Genomic DNA, 18,279 nt, shown 5'->3' with positions numbered 1-18,279 from the left:
TCTCCCGCATGAACACAACATCTGTCGATAACGCCGCACTCCTGACGACGATCGATCGCGTGGCAACGGCTTTCAGCCGGCTCAGAGGCATCAAGGAAGGTCTCGTGACGGGAAATTCCGCCTCCGGAATCCAGTTCGACGAATGGGACTGGGAAGTCGGCGTCGGTCTTTACGGCTTCCTGCGCCGCGCCATTTCCACCAATGATCAGAAAGCGCTGCAGGAACTCGTCGCCTGGTATGCCGGCCAGATCGAACGCGGCCTGCCGCCGCGCCAGATCAACAGCACGGCGCCGATGCTGCCGCTTGCAATCCTCGTTCAGCATGTCGACCGTCCCGATTTTCGCGCGCTTGTCGAGGACTGGGCCGAATGGCTCGTCAAGGAATTGCCGAAGACCGAAGACGGCGGCTTTCAGCACGTCGTCAAGGAGCGCCTCAACGAGGGCGAATTGTGGGACGATACACTGTTCATGGCCTGCCTGTTTCTCGCCCGCGCCGGCGTTCTCTGCGAGCGCAGCGAGTGGATCGACGAGGCCGTCTATCAGTTCGTGATCCACACCCGCTATCTCTCCGATCCGGTCAGCGGGCTCTGGTATCATGGCTGGACCTTCAACGGGCGGCACAATTTCGCCAATGCCTTCTGGGCGCGCGGCAATGCCTGGATCACCGTTGCCATCCCCGAGCTCTTCGATCTCGTTCCGACGCTTGGCGAGAAGGACCGGCGTTTTCTGTCGAACGTTCTCGTCAGCCAGGTGCGCTCCTTGAAAGCATACCAACGCCCGGACGGCATGTTCACGACGCTTCTCGACGATCCGTCGTCGCCGCTGGAAACCTCGGCCACGGCAGGCATTGCCTATGGCATGTTGCGGGCCATCGATGCCGGCATTCTCGACAAGGACGACAGGGCCTATGCCGAGCGCGCGCTGGCGGCGGTGCTGGCGCAGATCGACGAAGAAGGTGTCGTCCACGGCGTCTCGGACGGCACGCCGATGGGCCATGACCTCGATTTCTACAGGCGCATTCCGAACGTGCCGACGCCTTATGGCCAGGCGCTGACCATGCTGCTCCTCACGGAAGTCTTTCTCGAGAAAGGCGAGCGCCAATGAGCACTGTGTCTCGTGTCGCCATCAAGCCGGCGCAGGGTGACGATACGGTCCGCCTGCAGGCGGCCATCGACGGCCTATCGGCTTCGGGCGGCGGACGCGTGGAGCTGATGGCCGGCATCCATGTCTGCCGCGGACTCCAGCTTAGATCCGGTGTCGACCTTCATCTGGCCGACGGCGCGATCCTGCGCCCCGTTCCGGACTATGCCGCCTATGCGCATACGAGTGTTTCGGTGATCGCCGAAAAATCGGACCGCGGCATGATCGTCGCCAAGGATGCACGGCGGATCAGCCTGACGGGGGCGGGCCGCATCGAAGCCGGTTGTGAGAGCTTCATCGTGGGAGACGACGAGACGGTGGGAACCTTCATCCCGGCCGAATTTCGTCCCCGCGTCGTCGTCTTCGAGGGCTGCGACGAGGTCGAGATCAGCTCCGTCCATATCTGCCGCTCGCCGATGTGGACGCTGCACTTCGTCAACTGCACCGATGTCGCGGTCAGGAACGTGACCATCGACAACGACCGCCGCCTTCCCAACACGGACGGGATCGTGCTGGATGCCTGCCGCGGCGCCGTCATCGAGGACTGTCGGATATCGACGGCCGACGACGGCATATGCCTGAAGACGAGCATCGGTCCTGACCGTGTCGCCATCGGGCGTTGCGAAAACATTCTCGTTCGTCGATGCTCCGTTCAGAGCCTTAGCTGCGCGCTGAAGATCGGCACGGAAACGCATGGCGACGTCACCAATGCCGTGTTCGAGGATTGCAGCGTCTCATCTTCCAACAGGGCGCTCGGCGTATTCTCCCGCGACGGCGGCCGGATATCGAACGTAAGGTTTTCACGAATTGCGGTAGAGTGCCGCGAGACCCCCGATGGTTTCTGGGGCTCGGGGGAAGCGCTGACCGTCAATGTCGTCGACCGTGTTACGGAACGCGCGGCTGGCGCCATCGACAATCTCATCGTCGAGGACATCACCGGGCGGATGGAGGGGGCTATCACCGTCATATCGACCTCGTCGGCCGGCATCAGTAACGCATCGCTGGCGCGCATCGCCATTGATCAGCAGCCTGGGCAACTCGGCACGGCGCGGTCCTACGACCTGCGTCCGACAAACGCGGACCTTTCCCCGACAGCCGATGGCGGCGGCCGTGCCAATGCCTGGACCCGCGGGTCGGACGGGCGGGTGATTGGTCTTGAGCACTATCCGGGAGGAATGCCGGCCGTCTACGTGGCTGATGTCACCGGGCTCTCGATGAACGAGGTGCGGATCACGAGGCCGACACCGCTGCCGCAAGGCTGGAACAAAAACGACGCCGTCTTCGAAACGGCGGCACTTGATGGGAGTGGGACATGGCAGAACTGAAACTTTCCAACGTCAACAAGTCGTATGGCTCGGTCAAAGTCCTGCATGACGTCGAACTCGATATCAAGGACGGCGAGTTCGTCGTCTTCGTCGGTCCGTCGGGATGCGGCAAGTCGACCCTGCTGCGTGTCATCGCCGGCCTCGAAGAGGTCACGGAGGGCGCAATCGCGATCGGAGCCCGCGACGTCAGCGCGCTCTCGCCGGCCGAGCGCAAGATCGCGATGGTCTTCCAGTCCTACGCGCTCTATCCGCATATGAGCGTTCGCAAGAACCTCGCTTTCGGCCTGGAAAACCTGAAGTTCAAACGCGCCGAGATCGAGGCGCGGATTGCCGAAGCCGCCAGGATGCTGGCGATCGAACCCTATCTGGACCGGCGTCCGAAGCAGCTTTCGGGCGGCCAGCGCCAGCGCGTGGCGATCGGCCGGGCCATCGTGCGCGAACCTGACATTTTCCTCTTCGACGAGCCGCTGTCCAATCTCGATGCGGCGCTGCGCGTTCAGACCCGGGCCGAGATCACCAAGCTCCACCGCGAGATCAAGACGACGATGATCTATGTCACGCATGACCAGGTCGAGGCGATGACGATGGCCGACAAGATCGTCGTGCTGCGCGCCGGGCGGGTCGAGCAGGTCGGAGCACCGCTGGACCTGTTCGACAGCCCGCGCAATCTCTTCGTCGCGGGCTTCCTCGGCTCGCCGCGTATGAACATCATCAAGGGCAAGGTCGCTGGCATCGAGGAAAGCGGTGTCGTCATCGATGTCGGCAATGGTGGTAAGGTCGTCAGCGATGTCGATCCCGCCGGCATTGCGGTCGGACAGGCCGTTCTCGCCGGCATTCGGCCCGCGCATTTTTCACGTTCCAGCGAGCAAGGCCTGCCGTTCATCGTCCAGTATCACGAGGGCCTCGGCACCGAGACCTATGTCTACGGCAACCTTGCAGGCCATGACGAGCAGATCATCATTCATGAGGCCGGCCACTTCGCGCCGGCGCCCGGTGATCACATCCTGATCGACGCCGCCCCGGGGCGGGTTCATCTGTTCGATCCCGAAAGCAGCCTGGCTTTTGCCAGGCGGCCCGGACAGGGGAGGCGCTGAACATGGCGGCGCTCAAGGCAGGTGCATTGCTGTCCCAGACAGGGGAAACGGCGATGAGAGTGGTCGAAGCCCCAATAAATGTGATCGAGCGCATCTTCGGCCGCAAGCGTATGCCATGGCTGTTCCTGGCGCCGAACCTCGTTCTGTTTGCCATCTTCACGTTCCTTCCGATCGCGATCGCGATCGGTTACGCCTTCACCGGCGGCACCAATCTTTTCGTGTCGGAGCGGCCTTTCGTCGGCCTGGACAATTTCCGCACGCTGCTTTCCTGCGGCAATTATCTGCAGCCGGGAACCTGCCAGGAATCGCTGTTCTGGACGGCCGTGTGGAACACGCTCTGGTTCGTGGCCTTCAATGTCGTCGCGACATTGCTGGTGGCGCTGATCACGGCGCTGATCCTCAATCGGGCGATCGTCGCGCGTGGTTTCTTCAGGGCGATGTTCTTCTATCCCGTCTTGCTGTCGCCCGTCGTCATCGGTCTCATCTGGAAATGGTTCCTCGATCGCAACGGGCTGCTGAACGCCTTCTTCCAGATGATTGGCATTCCCCCTGAGATCTTCCTGCTCGACGTCGGCTGGTCGCGCTTCTTCGTCGTCGCGGTATCGGTCTGGTTTCACATGGGTTTTTACACGCTCATCCTCTTGGCCGGCCTCCAGGCCATCCCGAAGGAGCTCTACGAGGCTGCCTCCATCGATGCCGCCTCGCGACGCCGCACGCTGTTCAGGATCACGCTTCCCCTCTTGGCGCCGAACCTCTTAGTCGTGTTCATCCTTCTGATGATCAAATCCGTCCAGATCTTCGACGAAGCCTGGGTTCTGACCAATGGCGGCGGCCCCGGCACGGCCAACAGCTTCATCGTCCAATATATCTACCAGATGGCATTCGGCAGCGATCTTCGCCTCTTCGGACTGGCTTCCGCCGCATCGGTTCTCATGGGGCTGGTGCTTCTGGTTCTCACCCTCATACAGCTGCGTATCGGCAAGCGAATGGAGTCCTGAGATGAACCCGATCAGCTTTTTCACGCGCACACGCCGGGCCGGACGCATCGATATCACCGACATATTGTCGTGGGTCTGGCTGATCGGCGGAACCTTCGTCGTGCTCCTTCCCGTCATGTGGGCGGGCCTCTCCTCGCTGAAGCCGGCCGCCGAGATCACCCGGTTTCCGCCGACGCTGCTTCCTCGGGCCGCCGTCGAGCAGACCGTGCCCGGCTTCGACAAGCCGCTCAGCCTCTGGCAGGTCACCGTCGACGGTCAGATGCGTGAAATGGCCATGGTCCGCCGCATCGGCCTCAAGGCCCAGATGGTCGATCCCGAAAATCCCGGACCACCCGTCAGCGTCGACGTCAAGGGGATGACGCCGGTGCAGAAGCTGACGGTCGCCACGCAGAATTACACCGATCCGCTGACGCGCTTCAACTTCCTGACGTTCCTCAAGAATTCAGTGTTCGTCACCTTCGTTGCAACGCTTCTGACGCTGATCGTCAACGCCATGGCGGCATTCGCCCTGTCGAAATACAAATTTGCAGGGGATACGACGGTCTTCGTCATCATCATTTCGACGCTGATGATCCCGCTCGCCGTCGTCATGGTGCCGGCCTATCTCGTCATCGTCGGGGTCGGGCTTGCCGATAACCTCTGGGGCGTCATCCTGCCGACGGTCGCCTCTCCGACCGCCGTCTTCCTGCTGCGGCAATATATGCTGACCATACCCGACGAGCTGATAGAGGCGGCGCGCGTCGATGCGGCGAGCGAATTCTGCATCTTCTGGCGCATCATCCTGCCGCTGACGGCGCCAGCTCTCGCGGTGCTGGCGATCTTTTCCGTGCTCTGGCGATGGAACGACTTCCTCTGGCCGCTCATCGTCCTCAACAGCCGCGAGAATTTCACCCTGCAGGTCGGCCTGAATGCATTCCAGGGAGAGTTCTCGGTGCAGTGGCACTATATCCTGGCGATGACATTCCTCAGCCTGCTGCCTGTCACCGTCGTCTTCCTGTTCCTGCAGAAGTACATCACCACGGGCATCGCCGGAACGGGCATGAAGTAAACGGCGAGGCGTGGAGATAGGCCTCCCCGCAACCGCCGAACAACCGATATCACGTCTTCCTCCCGGCTGAGGCGCGTCGCATTGAACATGGTTCATGCGGCGTGTTTCGGCCTTTGTCTTCGTGCATGGCTCCCAAAATCGCCGCCCATTTTGTGGGCGGTATGCGCCGCCGCGAGCGTAGCGCTTGCCACCGAGGCCGGCCGCCTCCGCGACCTGATGGGCGGCCAGACGTCGATTTCAAAATGCTACGGCGTCCTGCAAATATCACAAAACGGTTTCGAAGAGCGGGATCAGGGCCGCGCCGATTGCGCCGGGGGCGTCGATTATCTGCGCCACGGCAAGCCTGGGGACGTCGCGTAAAACCCCATGCCGAGGCAGGTTGTTGAATTCTGTCCGTTCGATCAGCATTCTCGCCAGTGAGTGCGGAAGCTCGCCGCCGAGGACGATCAATGCCGGGTCGAATATTGCGCAGATCGCATTGATGGCTCGATTGTGGGCCGGCGTGACGCGGTCCACCCACTCCTCAACGCCATCCCAGTCCATCAGGTCCTCGTTCTTCAGGTCCCTCAGGGTCAAGTTCATGCGCCCCTTGGCACGAAGATGTTCAAGCAGGACGCCGAGTGCAGGGCGTTCCTCGTAGTCCTGACGCCCGAAGAGAACGGAAAATTCGCCGGCGTTGCCGAAATTACCGCGAAACGGCATGCCTCCGGAAACCAGGCCGCCGCCATAGCCATGAAGATGGGCGATATAGGCGAAATCTGCGACATCGCGGCCAACGCCGAAAATGGCTTCCGCCAAGGCTGCGGTCCTGGCGACATTGTCTGCCCAGACCGGCAGCCCAAGTTGCTCTCCAAGCAGGGGTGCCAGGTCGATCAACGACCAATGAGCGAGCGGCAAGGGGCAATTGAATGCCGTCTCCAGCATGCGGTGGCCGGCGACGGCCAGGCCGACGCCGAGGACGTCACGCCGTTTGGCGCCCCGGCGGGCAAGAAGTTCTTCGACCGCCGCGTCGATCCGCTCCATTTCAACGGATAGCGAGGAGCCCGCCTGTGGGATTTCCATGTTTTCCAAAGGTTCGCCGAAACCCATGAGGCAAAGGCCGATCGAGCCGACGTTCACGGAGATGCCCAGCGTTAAACACCAGTCTTTGCGAAGGGTCAGCTCCGGGCTGGGCGGTCCCGGCCGTCGGGTTTCCGAATGGGAAAAGACGAGCATTCCTCGCTCATGAAGCCGCGCGACGATCCTGTGCAACGATTGCTGGGTGAGATCGAGCGGCTCTGTCAGGTCGGAGCGTTCGATCCCCGGAGACTTCCAGATCAGCCGCAACAGGTCGCGCTCGTTGCGGGAAGCAACGCGCATCGGTTGTGTGTCTCGCAAAAAATGCGCGGCAACATGGTCTAGCGGATCATACTTCATTTTCGGTTCGTTTTGATTTACACTGTGAGTGTGAACCACATTGGGAGGGCATTCTGCTTCTGTCAAACAAGGAATTCGATCCCCGCTTTGCCGGCACTGCTTACCTCATCGAGATTGGTCAAGCCAGTCAGGCTGACGGCCTTTCAAAGGGGATCGTGTCCGAGCGTTTGGACGGCACGATATCAGCGTTGCGGCGATCTCAAACGAGATGGAGCGCTTGAGGCGGTTAGCCGGTCGGGGTGTGGAAAGGGAAACAACCGAGTTGCAGATATCGTTGAGATCCGAAAATACGGTGTGCGCTCCCGAGCGTGAAGTATATGGGTTTGCGCCAACCCATGAAGGCACTGACTTCGAGTCGATGGTTCGCGCCTATTCGGCGGGCTACGGGGTGTTTGGCGCGAAGCCGTTGAGCAACGATCGGGCCTTTGCCTGGGCCGCGGACTTGCGAACAAGTGAGGCATTTACGGTGCTTCATTCGGTTTATCAGAGTTCCTGGACAAGTCGGACGCTAGATGAGACGCCGCAACACCTTGCGTTTTACATTCCTCACTCGGGATCCTTCCGGCTGTCCATTGGAAAGACGGTGGTTGAAAGTGGGCCAGGTCGTCTCCTCATGGCCAACAACCACGAGGCTGGCGATCGTCTCATTCAAGGCGGCCCGCACTGCTCGGATGCCCTCTTTCTCGACTGGAAAGTTGTGAGGCGAATGCTCGTTTCACTGGTGGAAATGCCGATCCTCGACTCACTTGACCTTGAGCCGGTTGTGGATCTCGCAACGCCGTCGGGCCAGCTTATCGGCAGCCTGGTGCAGACGATCGTGCAGGGCATGCGCAATGGCGGTCCACTTCTGTCTTCACCTCTGGCCTTGGCGGCGATGAGCGAAACGCTTGCTAACCTCGTGATCCGTTTTGGCCGCCACCGTCTTTCCGACCATTTGGAAAAACAGAAAGTGTGTTTGATCGCGCCGTGGCATGTCCGGCGTGCTATCGACTATATGCACGCCAATATCGCAGAGCCCCTCACCATGACGATGGTTGCCGATGGTGTCGGTGTTTCGCTTCGTGCGCTGCAAACCGGTTTCAGGGCCTTCCGGGGAACTTCACCGGGCGGTTACTTGCGCACGATCAGGTTGCAAGCAGCTCGCGATCAATTGCGGGACCCGATGAATCAGCGATCCGTCCGCGAAATCTGCGCGCTGTGGGGTTTTTCTCATGCCGGCAGGTTCTCTATTATCTACCGCAGCGCCTTTGGAGAAAGCCCGCGCGATACGCGCCTGCGGGCTGAGCGCTTGCGATAAAGAAGGACGCCGAAAAGTGTGAACGGTTTTCGGCGTCATGCTCTAGGAGCGCGGCGGTGCGATACTGCCGCGCAGGACGAGATGGCATCCGAGTTCCAGGCGATGGGCCGGCCGCTGCGGATCGTTGGCGATCAGCCGCTGTTCGATAAGCGCGAGCGCGGCGGCGCCGAGCCTGTCTGTGGGAACGCTGACCGTCGAAAGCGGTGGACGGCTGAATTCGCCGGGGACGATATCGTCGAACCCCAGGACCGAAATCGCTTCCGGCACGCGTATGTCACGATCGGCCAATGCCTTCAGGCAGCCGAGCGCCAGATTGTCGGCCGCGCAGAAGACGGCGGTCGCGCCTTTCACCGTGGGATCGCGGTCGAGCAGCGCGTTGATGGCAGCCTCGCCGTGCCTGGGCTCATATCCCTCGGCCTCGACGATCATATCGTCAGGCACCGGAAGCTGGGCGGCAAGATAGGCGTCGGAAAAGCCGTCATATCGGCGCTGGATCGTCGTGCGGCCCTTCCAGGTCAGATGCAGGATGCGGCGATGCCCGAGCGCCAGCAGGTGCTCGATGCCGAGCCGCGCTCCGAAGCGGTTTTCGGGGGTGACCGTATCGACCAGCATGGCGGGGTCTTCTCCGTTGACGATGACAACAGGCATATCAGGGGAGGCGAGGCTTCGGATCAGTTCCGGCTGATCATCGTTCAGGACCACGATGCCGTCGGCACGTTCCGACAGCGCGATCTGCCTGACCTGAGCGCCGTCGATACGCCGGCCGGTGCTGACGAAGGGTACGATCCTGATGCCGCGGCGTTCGCACTCCCTGCGAAGACCGTTGAGGATCGTCCAGCTCACCAGATTGAGATCGCTCTCCGGTGCGGCATCGTCGGGAATCGCAAGAAGCAGGACGCGCAAGGCCGCAATCGTCGCCTTCTTCCTCCGGCGGTCGAGGTAACCCAGGCGTTTGGCTGAATCCAGAACCCTTTCGCGCACTTCGATCGTCAGCGGCGCGGTCCCGTTGAGCGCGTGCGAGGCCGTGCTCAGCGACACGTCTGCATCGCGCGCGACATCCTTGAGATTGACTTTGCGTTCCACTTTTTCCGTCGCGAATTGAGGTCGTGCCTTTGAAGGCATAGCTAACTTGATGTTTTCACATAAAAACTTGAGAAAAGCTACGTGCCCGGCGCGGTATTTTTCGTCATTCGACGATCAGTGAGGTTTGGCAAGCAGGCCATTGAGCAGCAGGTCGAAATAGACCCGCAGGAAGGCCTCCTTGTTGGGAGTGGGTACGCGTCGGTCGTCGAATATCAGCCGCAGAACTGTCGTCGTCAGGATGGGCGCGACCACGATATCGGAGAATTCCACCGGAACTTCGCGAAACTCCCCTGACGCCACACCCTCTAGAATGAGAGAGTCGACCTTGGTGATGATCGGCTCAATGAACTGATCGTGGTGGCGGTCGATCAGGTCGGGGAACCGGTGTCCTTCCGCAATGACGAGCCGCGTCAGCTCGCGGGTCGTGCGATCCTCGGCGATTTGTTCGTAGAGCAGGCCGAGAATGGAGATCAGCCGGTCGGTGGCGCTGCCGCTGAGGCCCTCCGTGATCCCCAGCAGTTCCTGAAACGGCACGGAGAAGTGGTTGATCATTGCTTCGAAAAGCTTCTCCTTCGTCTCGAAGTAGACGTACACCGTACCCTTGGTGACGCCGACCCTGTCGGCGATGTCTTCGACGCGCGTGCCGGTGAAACCGCTTCTCACGAATTCCTCGAAGGCGGCATCGAGAATCTGGATGGGCCGTAGCGCTTTCTGTTCCGCGCGTGTGATCTTCTTCTGAGCTGCCATTTGCCTCGCCTGCCTTGTTGCGCACGCCCTCGTCCCTGCGGCACAAAGTTTCATTGACTAATCCGTCAGTCAATTATATAGGAACGGCCGTTGAGAGCAAGAGGTCAACTATGAGAACCATTCTGGTCGCCACAGCGATCGTATGCGCCATCGGTCTCGGATCATGCAGCGATGAGAGCAGACCGACTGGGCCAACCCCACGAGAGGTCGGCGTCATCGTCGCTAAGCCTGAGCCGCTAGTCCAGGGCGGCGCGGTCACAGGAGAAGTGCGGGCGCGGGTTCAGACCGATTTGTCCTTCCGCGTCAGCGGCAAGATCATCGAGCGGCTGGTGGAAGTTGGACAATCCGTGAAGGCGGGGCAGCTCCTCGCGCGGATCGATCCGGAAGAACAGAAGGCCGACCTGGATGTGGCGGCGGCCAATCTTCAGTCGGCTGAGGCGCAGCAGACCCAGGCGCAGCTCGCATACGACCGCCAGCAGAGCCTGTTTCGAACGCAGGTGACGACGCGTGCGGCACTCGACCAGGCGCAGGAGGCGCTTCTGACCGCGCAGGCATCGACGAAGTCGGCGCAGGCGCTGTTGGAAACCGCTCAGGACACCTTGTCTTACACGGAGCTGAAGGCGGACGCCGATGGGATGATCACCGCCCGCAATGCCGAGGTCGGGCAGGTGGCGCAGGCCGCCCAGGTCGTCTTCACGCTTGCCCATGACGGCGACCGGGATGCCGTCTTTGAGGTGGTCGAAAGTGCGTTCCTGCGCCCGATCGACGGCGACGGCACCGTGACCCTTCTGTCTGACCCGACGCAGAAGATCGCGGCGAAGGTTCGCGAGATTTCGCCGACGATCGATTCCTCCACCGGAACCATCAAGGTCAAGGTCGCGATATCGAGCGACGCTCCGATCCCTCTCGGTGCTCCCGTCGTCGGAAGGTTCAATTACGTCTCGCAGGACGTCATCCAGCTTCCTTGGTCCGCCATGACATCCAAGGACGGCAAGCCGGCCGTCTGGATCGTCGATCCCGCATCGTCCGCGGTTTCGGTCCGAGCGGTCGACGTCGCCGGCTACGAGACCGGCAGCTTTATCGTCAAGGCGGGTGTGTCGGAAGGAGAGGTCGTGGTGGCCGATGGGACCAAGTTCCTCAGGCCGGGTGAAATCGTGTCTTATGTCAAGGAAGCTTCCAAGTGAGTATTCGTCTCAACATAGTCGCTCTGATGGTGGGCACGGCCCTGATCTCCTCCTGCGCACCGCAGGAGGAAAGCAAGGAGGAAGCGCCTCGTCCCGTGCTGTCGATGACAGTCAAGCAGACGGCCGCCGCGAGCCTGGGCCTGACCGGCACGATCGAGCCGACGATCGAGACCGAACTCGGCTTCCGGATTCTCGGGCGGATGATCGCCCGCAACGTCAATGTCGGCGATCTCGTCAAGAAGGATGACGTCGTTGCCGCCATCGATCCGCTGGCGCTGGAGCTTGCCGTGCGCAACGCGCAGTCCGACGTCGAGAACAGCGACGCCCAGCTCAGGAATGCAGTGACCACCGAGCAGCGCCAGCGTGCGCTGTTGGAGTCGCGATCCGGCACCGAAGCCTCGCTCGAAGAGGCTGAGCAGGCAAAGCGGACGGCGGCGGCCGCCGTCGCCAAGGCGCAGGCCAACCTCGACAAGGCCACGGAGCAACACGGTTACGCGCAGCTTCGGGCGGAATTCGATGGCGTTGTGACGGCGACCTCGGCCGAAGTCGGACAGGTGGTGTCGGCCGGGCAGACGGTTGTGACCATCGCCCGGCCGGACAAGCGCGACGCCGTCGTCGATGTCCCGCAGGCCGCCGCCCAGAAACTGAAGATCGGCGCGCCCTTCGAGGTGACGCTGCAACTCGATCCCACCATCCGCACGTCCGGGATCGTGCGCGAAATAGCACCGGAGGCGGAGACCTCCACCCGCACGAGCAGGACCAAGATCGCGCTCGCTGATCCGCCCGAAGCCTTCAGGCTCGGCTCGGTCATCACAGCCTCGGCAACCATTGCCGCCGATCCGCAGATCGTTCTGCCTTCCTCGGCAATCCTCGTCGGCAGCGACGGCCCGAGCGTCTGGATCGTCGATGCGCCTGCCGGGAAGGTATCGCGTCGCCGCGTGAAGATCGACGGCGACGTCGAAGACGGCGGCAGCGTCCGCGTCACCGAGGGGCTCGCCCCCAGAGAAAGGGTCGTCGTGGCAGGCGTGCATAAACTTGAAGATGGCCAGGCCATCAGGATCGACCAGGAGATCAGCCAGTGAAGTCCTTCAACCTTTCCGACTGGGCGCTCGAACACCGTTCGCTCGTCTGGTACTTCATGATCGTCTTCATTCTCGCAGGCGCCTTCTCCTACGTGAAGCTCGGCCGCGAAGAAGACCCGAACTTCACGATCAAGACGATGGTGATCACCGCCCAGTGGCCCGGCGCCTCCGCCGAAGAGGTGACGCGGCAGGTGACCGACAGGATCGAGAAGAAGCTCCAGGAACTGGAATCGCTGGACTATACCAAGAGCGAGACCGTTGCCGGCCAGACGACCGTCTTCGTTGAGCTGCTGCCGACGACCAAGGCAAAGGATGTCGCTCCGACCTGGCTGCGCATCCGCAACATGATCGCCGACATCAAGGGCGATTTCCCGACCGGCGTCGTCGGTCCCTTCTTCAACGATCGCTTCGGCGACGTGTTCGGAAACATCTACGCCTTCACCAGCGATGGCCTTACCCAGCGGCAGCTTCGCGATCTCGTGGAAAACGCCCGCTCCGAGGTCCTGACCGTGCCCAACGTCGGCAAGGTCGATGTGGTCGGCGCCCAGGACGAGGCGATCTATCTGGAATTCTCCACGCGCCAGATCGCAGCACTCGGGATCGACCAGCAGTCGGTCATCCAGACCCTGCAGGCGCAGAATGCCGTCACGCAGTCCGGCTTCGTCGACGCCGGGCCGGAGCGCATCGCATTGCGGGTGAGTGGACAATTCACGTCCGAGGAAAGTCTGAGATCGATTAATCTTCGGATCAACGACCGCTTCTTTCCGCTGACCGACGTCGCCACGATCAAACGCGGCTACGTGGATCCGCCGTCGGCGCTGTTCCGGTTCAACGGCCAGCCTGCGATCGGGCTTGCGATCGGCATGAAGCAGGGCGCCAATCTTCTGGAGTTCGGCGAGGGGCTCGATGCGCAGATGAAACGTGTCGTCGCTGACCTTCCGATCGGCGTGGACGTCCACCGTGTTTCCGATCAGCCGGCCGTCGTCGACGAAGCGGTGTCCGGATTTACCCGGGCGCTCTTCGAAGCGATCGCCATCGTCCTGGTCATCAGCTTTATCAGCCTCGGTCTTCGCGCCGGCATGGTAGTGGCGATCTCCATTCCCCTCGTCCTGGCGATCACCTTCGTGGTGATGGAATATTCCGGCATTTCGCTTCAGCGCATCTCGCTCGGAGCGTTGATCATCGCGCTCGGGCTTCTTGTCGACGATGCCATGATCGCCGTCGAGATGATGGTGGCCCGCCTGGAGGCGGGCGATGATCTCAGAAAGGCGGCCACCCATGTATACACGTCGACCGCCTTTCCGATGCTGACGGGAACGCTCGTCACGGTTGCGGGCTTTATTCCGATCGGTCTCAACGACAGCGCGGCGGGCGAATTCACCTTCACGCTTTTCGTGGTCATCGCGGTTTCGCTGATCGTTTCCTGGGTGGTGGCGGTGCTGTTCACGCCGCTTCTCGGCGTCACGATCCTGCCGAAGACCATGAAATCGCATCATGAGAAGAAGGGCCGCTTCGCCTCCGTCTTCTCCTGGCTCCTGGGCCTGGCGATGCGTTGGCGCTGGGTCACCATCATTCTGACGGTCGGCGTCTTCGGCCTTTCCGTCGGCGGCATGGGGCTGGTGCAACAGCAGTTCTTCCCCAATTCGGACAGGCCCGAGCTCATCATCGACTGGAACCTCCCTCACAACAGTTCGATCGCCGAAACCAACAGGCAGATGGCGAGATTCGAAAAAGAGATGCTGGCCGACAACAAGGATATCGATCATTGGACGACCTATGTCGGCCAGGGCGCGCCGCGCTTCATCCTGTCCTTTGACGTGCAGACGCCCAACGTGTCGTTCGGACAGACGATCATCGTCACCAAGGGACTCGACGTGCGTGACAAGGTGCGGGCGGAACTGCAGGACTATCTGACGAAAACCTTTCCCGGCACCGACGCCTTCGTGAAGCTTCTCGACATCGGTCCGCCGGTCGGCAAACCGGTCCAGTACCGGGTCAGTGGCCCCGATATTCAAAAGGTCCGCGACCTCTCCCAGCAGTTTGCCGGCGTCATCGGATCGCACCCGCTTCTGGCGAACATGGTCCTGGATTGGAACGAGCCGTCCCGCGTGGTGAAGGTCGATGTCCTGCAGGACAAGGCGCGCCAGCTCGGCGTATCCTCCGAAGACATCGCTACCGCGCTTAACGGCATCGTCGAAGGCTCGACGGCCACCCAGGTTCGAGACGACATTTACCTGGTCAACGTCATCGGCCGCGCCAGGGCATCCGAGCGCGATTCCATCCAGACGTTGCAGAACCTGCAGCTCTCCACCTCCAACGGCAAGGTCGTGCCGCTCTCCGCCGTGGCGAATTTCCGCTACGAGCTCGAACAGCCGACCATCTGGCGTCGCGACAGGCAACCCACCATAACGGTCAAGGCGGCCGTCGTTGGTCCGACGCAACCGGCCACGATCGTCGACCAGTTGAAGCCGAAGGTCGAAGAATTCCAGAAAGGCCTTCCGGTGGGATACAAGGTGGAAGTGGGCGGCGCGGTCGAATCCAGCGCCGATGCCCAGGGGCCGATCGCGGCTGTGGCTCCGCTGATGCTGTTTGTGATGGCGACCATCCTGATGATCCAGCTGCAAAGCTTCAGCCGGCTCTTCCTGGTGTTCGCCGTTGCTCCGACAGCCCTGATCGGCGTCGTCGCGGCGCTGCTGCTCAGCAACGCCCCCATGGGCTTTGTCGCGATCCTCGGCGTGCTCGCGCTCATCGGCATCCTGATCCGCAACTCCGTCATCCTGGTCGTTCAGATCGAGCATTTGCGCAGCGAAGGAATGGCGCCCTGGCAGGCGGTCGTCGAGGCTACTGAACACCGCATGCGGCCGATCATGCTGACGGCCGCGGCGGCCACGCTGGCGCTGATCCCGATCTCGCGCGAGATCTTCTGGGGGCCGATGGCCTACGCCATGATGGGCGGCATCGTCGTCGGAACCGCGCTCACCCTGCTGTTTCTGCCTGCGCTCTACGTCGCGTGGTTCAGGATCCCGAGGGATGAAGGCGTTCAGACCGAAGCCGCGGCAAAGGCATGAGCATGGGCTTTGACGTCCATCGCATGCGGCCGCCGCGGCGGCCGCTGCATATCCTGGTCTCCGAGGAGAGAGCTCGATGACGGAACAGCGTTTGAACGGGTTTCCGATGGGAGCCAAGGCGATGCTGGTCGCAATCGGCCTGGCGATGCTCGCCGGTTGCGCCACGAGACCGTCGCCCGATGTGTTGAACCCGGTCCATCAGCCCGTTCACCCAGCTCATCTGAATGCATCGCTTCACACTGATGACGCCGCCCCAAGCCGGGTGAATGTGCTCGCTGCGACGAACAGGAGCCTCGACACCGCACGCGGCGGGTTCGGCAGCACCTGGGCTGACAATCTCACCTACGAGCAATATGCGTTTTCGGTCCCTCCCGGCCGGAAGGACACCGCGATCACCTATCCGACCTCGAGGCCGGATCCCGAACGCCAATTTGCCGTCATCAGGCGCAAGCAGCTTGCAAAGGACGCCTTCGTAGAGGAGGCGCTCCACTCTACGCAGTCCGACGGCACTGTCGGCATCTTCGTGCATGGCTATAACTATAGCTATCAGGAGGCGCTGTTTCGCACTGCGCAGATCGCCGCGGACGCCAACATTCCGGGCTCTCCGATTCTGTTTTCGTGGCCTTCGGCCGCAGCCGTCGCCGGCTATGTCGCCGACCGCGATGCGGCTCTCTCCTCGCGTAGCGACCTCGACTCGCTTGTCACGTCACTCTCGGCTTCAGGAAAGGTGAAACGCATCATCCTTTTCGGACACAGCATGGGCGGATTCCTGGTCATGGAAACGGTGCGCCAGCTCAAACTGCAGCATCGCGACGACGTCATCGGCAAACTGGCGGTGATCCTGGCGGCCCCTGACATTGACGTAGATGTTTTCCGCTCCCAGCTGAAGGATATCGGGCGGATGCCGATCCCGATATCTCTTCTCGTTTCGAAGGACGACCGGGCGCTGGTGGCCTCTAGCTTCATAGCGGGAGAGCGGGCGCGCGTCGGACGCCTCGATATTGACGATCCCGTCATCAGGGAGGCTGCCTTGAAGGAGAGGCTTCGGGTCATCGACATCACGTCGATCCAGGCATCCGACGGGCTGGGGCATGACCGCTACGCATCGCTCGCCAAGTTCGGAGCGCAGCTTGCCTCCTTCGAAAGCGGCAGGCGGTCGACCGCCGGCGACGTCGGCGCCTATGTCTTCGATGCTGCCGGCGCCGCGGTCGCAAGTCCGTTTCGTCTGGCCGGGCGTGTCGTCGGCTCGCAATGACCGGACTGAGGTAAGAGCGGCGATGGCTAATCCTCAGGCATCGCCAAGAGATGTGTACAATGTGACTATTAAATTGTCAGATGCACAAATGGAGAGCAGACTTTTGCCTGTGGTCAAATTGACCTCGAGGATATGGGAGGGCATTCATGAGCGTACGAAATCCGTCTCCCTCGTTGTACAACGAGGATCTTGCACCCGCCGAGGAGCGCAAATGGGGTGCATTCAGCATCTTTAACGTCTGGACGTCAGACGTCCACAGCCTGTGGGGCTATTATCTGGCGGCGAGCCTGTTCCTGCTGTGTGGCAGCTTCGTCAATTTCGTCATCGCCATCGGCATCGGATCGCTGGTCATCTTCTGCCTGATGAGCCTGGTCGGCAATGCCGGCGTGCGTACCGGCGTCCCCTTTCCGGTTCTGGCGCGCGCTTCCTTCGGCACGTTCGGGGCGAATGTTCCGGCACTGGTCCGGGCGGTGGTTGCCTGCTTCTGGTACGGGGCGCAGACCGCCGCCGCATCCGGCGCGATCGTTGCCTTGCTGATCCGCAACGACAGCCTGCTTGCCTTTCATCAAAACAGCCACATGCTCGGCCACTCGACCCTCGAGCTCATCTGCTACGTCATCGTCTGGGGTCTGCAGCTGCTGATCATTCAGCGCGGGATGGAAACAGTTCGCAAGTTCCAGGATTGGGCGGGTCCCGCCGTCTGGATCATGATGCTGATCCTCGCGGTCTATCTGGTCGTCAAATCAGGCACCTTCTCCTTCGGTTCCGAGATCCCGCGCGACGTGTTGATCGAAAAGACCAAGGATGCCGGCGTGCCGGGCGAGCCTGGCTCCTTTGCAGCCCTTGCCGCCGTGGCCGCCACCTGGATCACCTATTTCGCAGCGCTTTACCTGAACTTCTGCGATTTCTCGCGTTACGCGACGAGCGAGAAGGCGCTGCGGAAAGGCAATCTCTGGGGCCTGCCGATCAACCTCCTGGCCTTCTGCCTCGTTGCAGGCGTCACCACCACGGCCGCATTTACGGTCTATGGCGAGGTCTTGCTGCATCCCGAAATGATATCGGCGAAATTCGACAGCTGGTTCCTGGCGCTGCTTGCGGCGCTGACATTCGCGATCGCAACGCTCGGCATCAACGTCGTGGCGAACTTCGTGTCGCCGGCCTTCGACTTCGCCAATGTCTTCCCGCGCCAAATCAACTTCAAACGCGGTGGATATATCGCCGCATTGATCGCTCTCGTGCTTTACCCGTTTGCTCCGTGGGAGACGGGTGCTGCGCATTTCGTCAATTTCATCGGATCGACGATGGGACCGATCTTCGGCATCATGATGGTGGATTACTATCTCATCCGGAAGAGCCAGCTGAATGTCGAAGCGCTCTACCATGAGAATGGCGAGTTCCGGTTCCAGAACGGATGGCACGGCAATGCCTTCATCGCATTTGCGGTGGGGGCGCTGTTTTCCTCGATCCTGCCGACTTTCACCACCATCCTGCCGGACTGGTGGGGAACCTACGGCTGGTTCTTCGGCGTCGCCATCGGCGGGGC

Annotated in this window: 14 protein-coding genes; 11 read left to right on the top strand and 3 right to left on the bottom strand. The window is 61.5% G+C overall.

Going from position 1 to position 18,279, the window contains the following annotated elements; translation table 11 throughout:
* The first annotated feature begins 8 nt into the window (after positions 1–8).
* From HX899_RS07525 to HX899_RS07505, 5 genes are read left to right on the top strand one after another with little or no spacing between them, the layout of a single operon-like run.
* Positions 9–1,103 carry a glycoside hydrolase family 105 protein gene (locus tag HX899_RS07525; protein ID WP_181292038.1) on the top strand — a complete coding sequence of 365 codons (1,095 nt, stop codon included), beginning with the start codon at positions 9–11 and terminating at the stop codon, positions 1,101–1,103.
* Positions 1,100–2,464, top strand: a complete 1,365-nt coding sequence (locus tag HX899_RS07520) for a glycoside hydrolase family 28 protein (protein WP_181292036.1) — start codon at positions 1,100–1,102, stop codon at positions 2,462–2,464. The genes HX899_RS07525 and HX899_RS07520 overlap by 4 nt, the downstream gene beginning before the upstream one ends.
* Positions 2,452–3,558: an ABC transporter ATP-binding protein gene (locus HX899_RS07515; protein ID WP_181292034.1), complete on the top strand. Its 1,107-nt coding sequence runs from the start codon at positions 2,452–2,454 to the stop codon at positions 3,556–3,558. Before HX899_RS07520 ends, HX899_RS07515 begins: the two co-directional genes overlap by 13 nt.
* Before the next feature lie 2 nt (positions 3,559–3,560).
* Positions 3,561–4,556 (top strand): carbohydrate ABC transporter permease, encoded by a 996-nt coding sequence (locus HX899_RS07510; protein WP_181292033.1) that lies wholly within the window; start codon positions 3,561–3,563, stop codon positions 4,554–4,556.
* A gap of 1 nt (position 4,557) precedes the next feature.
* A complete protein-coding gene (locus HX899_RS07505; RefSeq protein ID WP_181292031.1) occupies positions 4,558–5,604 on the top strand; it encodes a carbohydrate ABC transporter permease in 1,047 nt (348 codons plus the stop codon).
* Between the two features lie 264 nt (positions 5,605–5,868).
* Here the strand turns inward: HX899_RS07505 and HX899_RS07500 are convergent, their stop codons facing one another.
* Complete coding sequence (locus tag HX899_RS07500) at positions 5,869–7,020, bottom strand: ROK family transcriptional regulator (protein WP_180195563.1); 1,152 nt, start codon at positions 7,018–7,020, stop codon at positions 5,869–5,871.
* Between the two features lie 241 nt (positions 7,021–7,261).
* Between HX899_RS07500 and HX899_RS07495 the strand changes: the two genes are divergently transcribed.
* Entirely contained in the window at positions 7,262–8,317 is a 1,056-nt protein-coding gene (locus tag HX899_RS07495) for a helix-turn-helix domain-containing protein (RefSeq protein WP_180195562.1), read from the top strand.
* A 42-nt stretch (positions 8,318–8,359) separates the two neighbouring features.
* Here the strand turns inward: HX899_RS07495 and HX899_RS07490 are convergent, their stop codons facing one another.
* Positions 8,360–9,439 (bottom strand): LacI family DNA-binding transcriptional regulator, encoded by a 1,080-nt coding sequence (locus HX899_RS07490; protein WP_181292030.1) that lies wholly within the window; start codon positions 9,437–9,439, stop codon positions 8,360–8,362.
* 75 nt (positions 9,440–9,514) lie between these two features.
* Entirely contained in the window at positions 9,515–10,147 is a 633-nt protein-coding gene (locus HX899_RS07485) for a TetR/AcrR family transcriptional regulator (protein WP_181292029.1), read from the bottom strand.
* A 110-nt stretch (positions 10,148–10,257) separates the two neighbouring features.
* Here HX899_RS07485 and HX899_RS07480 point away from each other — a divergent pair, with 110 nt between their 5' ends.
* The 5 genes from HX899_RS07480 to HX899_RS07460 form a co-directional block, all read left to right on the top strand.
* A complete protein-coding gene (locus HX899_RS07480) occupies positions 10,258–11,331 on the top strand; it encodes an efflux RND transporter periplasmic adaptor subunit (protein ID WP_181292028.1) in 1,074 nt (357 codons plus the stop codon).
* Positions 11,328–12,413, top strand: coding sequence for an efflux RND transporter periplasmic adaptor subunit (locus HX899_RS07475; protein WP_181292027.1), 1,086 nt, complete (start codon positions 11,328–11,330; stop codon positions 12,411–12,413). The genes HX899_RS07480 and HX899_RS07475 overlap by 4 nt, the downstream gene beginning before the upstream one ends.
* Entirely contained in the window at positions 12,410–15,481 is a 3,072-nt protein-coding gene (locus HX899_RS07470) for an efflux RND transporter permease subunit (protein ID WP_181292026.1), read from the top strand. The genes HX899_RS07475 and HX899_RS07470 overlap by 4 nt, the downstream gene beginning before the upstream one ends.
* 76 nt (positions 15,482–15,557) lie before the next feature.
* Positions 15,558–16,736 carry an alpha/beta hydrolase gene (locus HX899_RS07465; protein WP_138388767.1) on the top strand — a complete coding sequence of 393 codons (1,179 nt, stop codon included), beginning with the start codon at positions 15,558–15,560 and terminating at the stop codon, positions 16,734–16,736.
* A 146-nt stretch (positions 16,737–16,882) separates the two neighbouring features.
* On the top strand, positions 16,883–18,279 hold a 1,397-nt coding region (locus HX899_RS07460), incomplete at its 3' end, for an NCS1 family nucleobase:cation symporter-1 (protein WP_181292211.1).

It is taken from the genome of Rhizobium sp. WYCCWR 11146 (assembly GCF_013591995.1).
Taxonomy (GTDB): domain Bacteria; phylum Pseudomonadota; class Alphaproteobacteria; order Rhizobiales; family Rhizobiaceae; genus Rhizobium; species Rhizobium indicum.
This window is presented reverse-complemented; position numbering and strand designations above follow the sequence as displayed.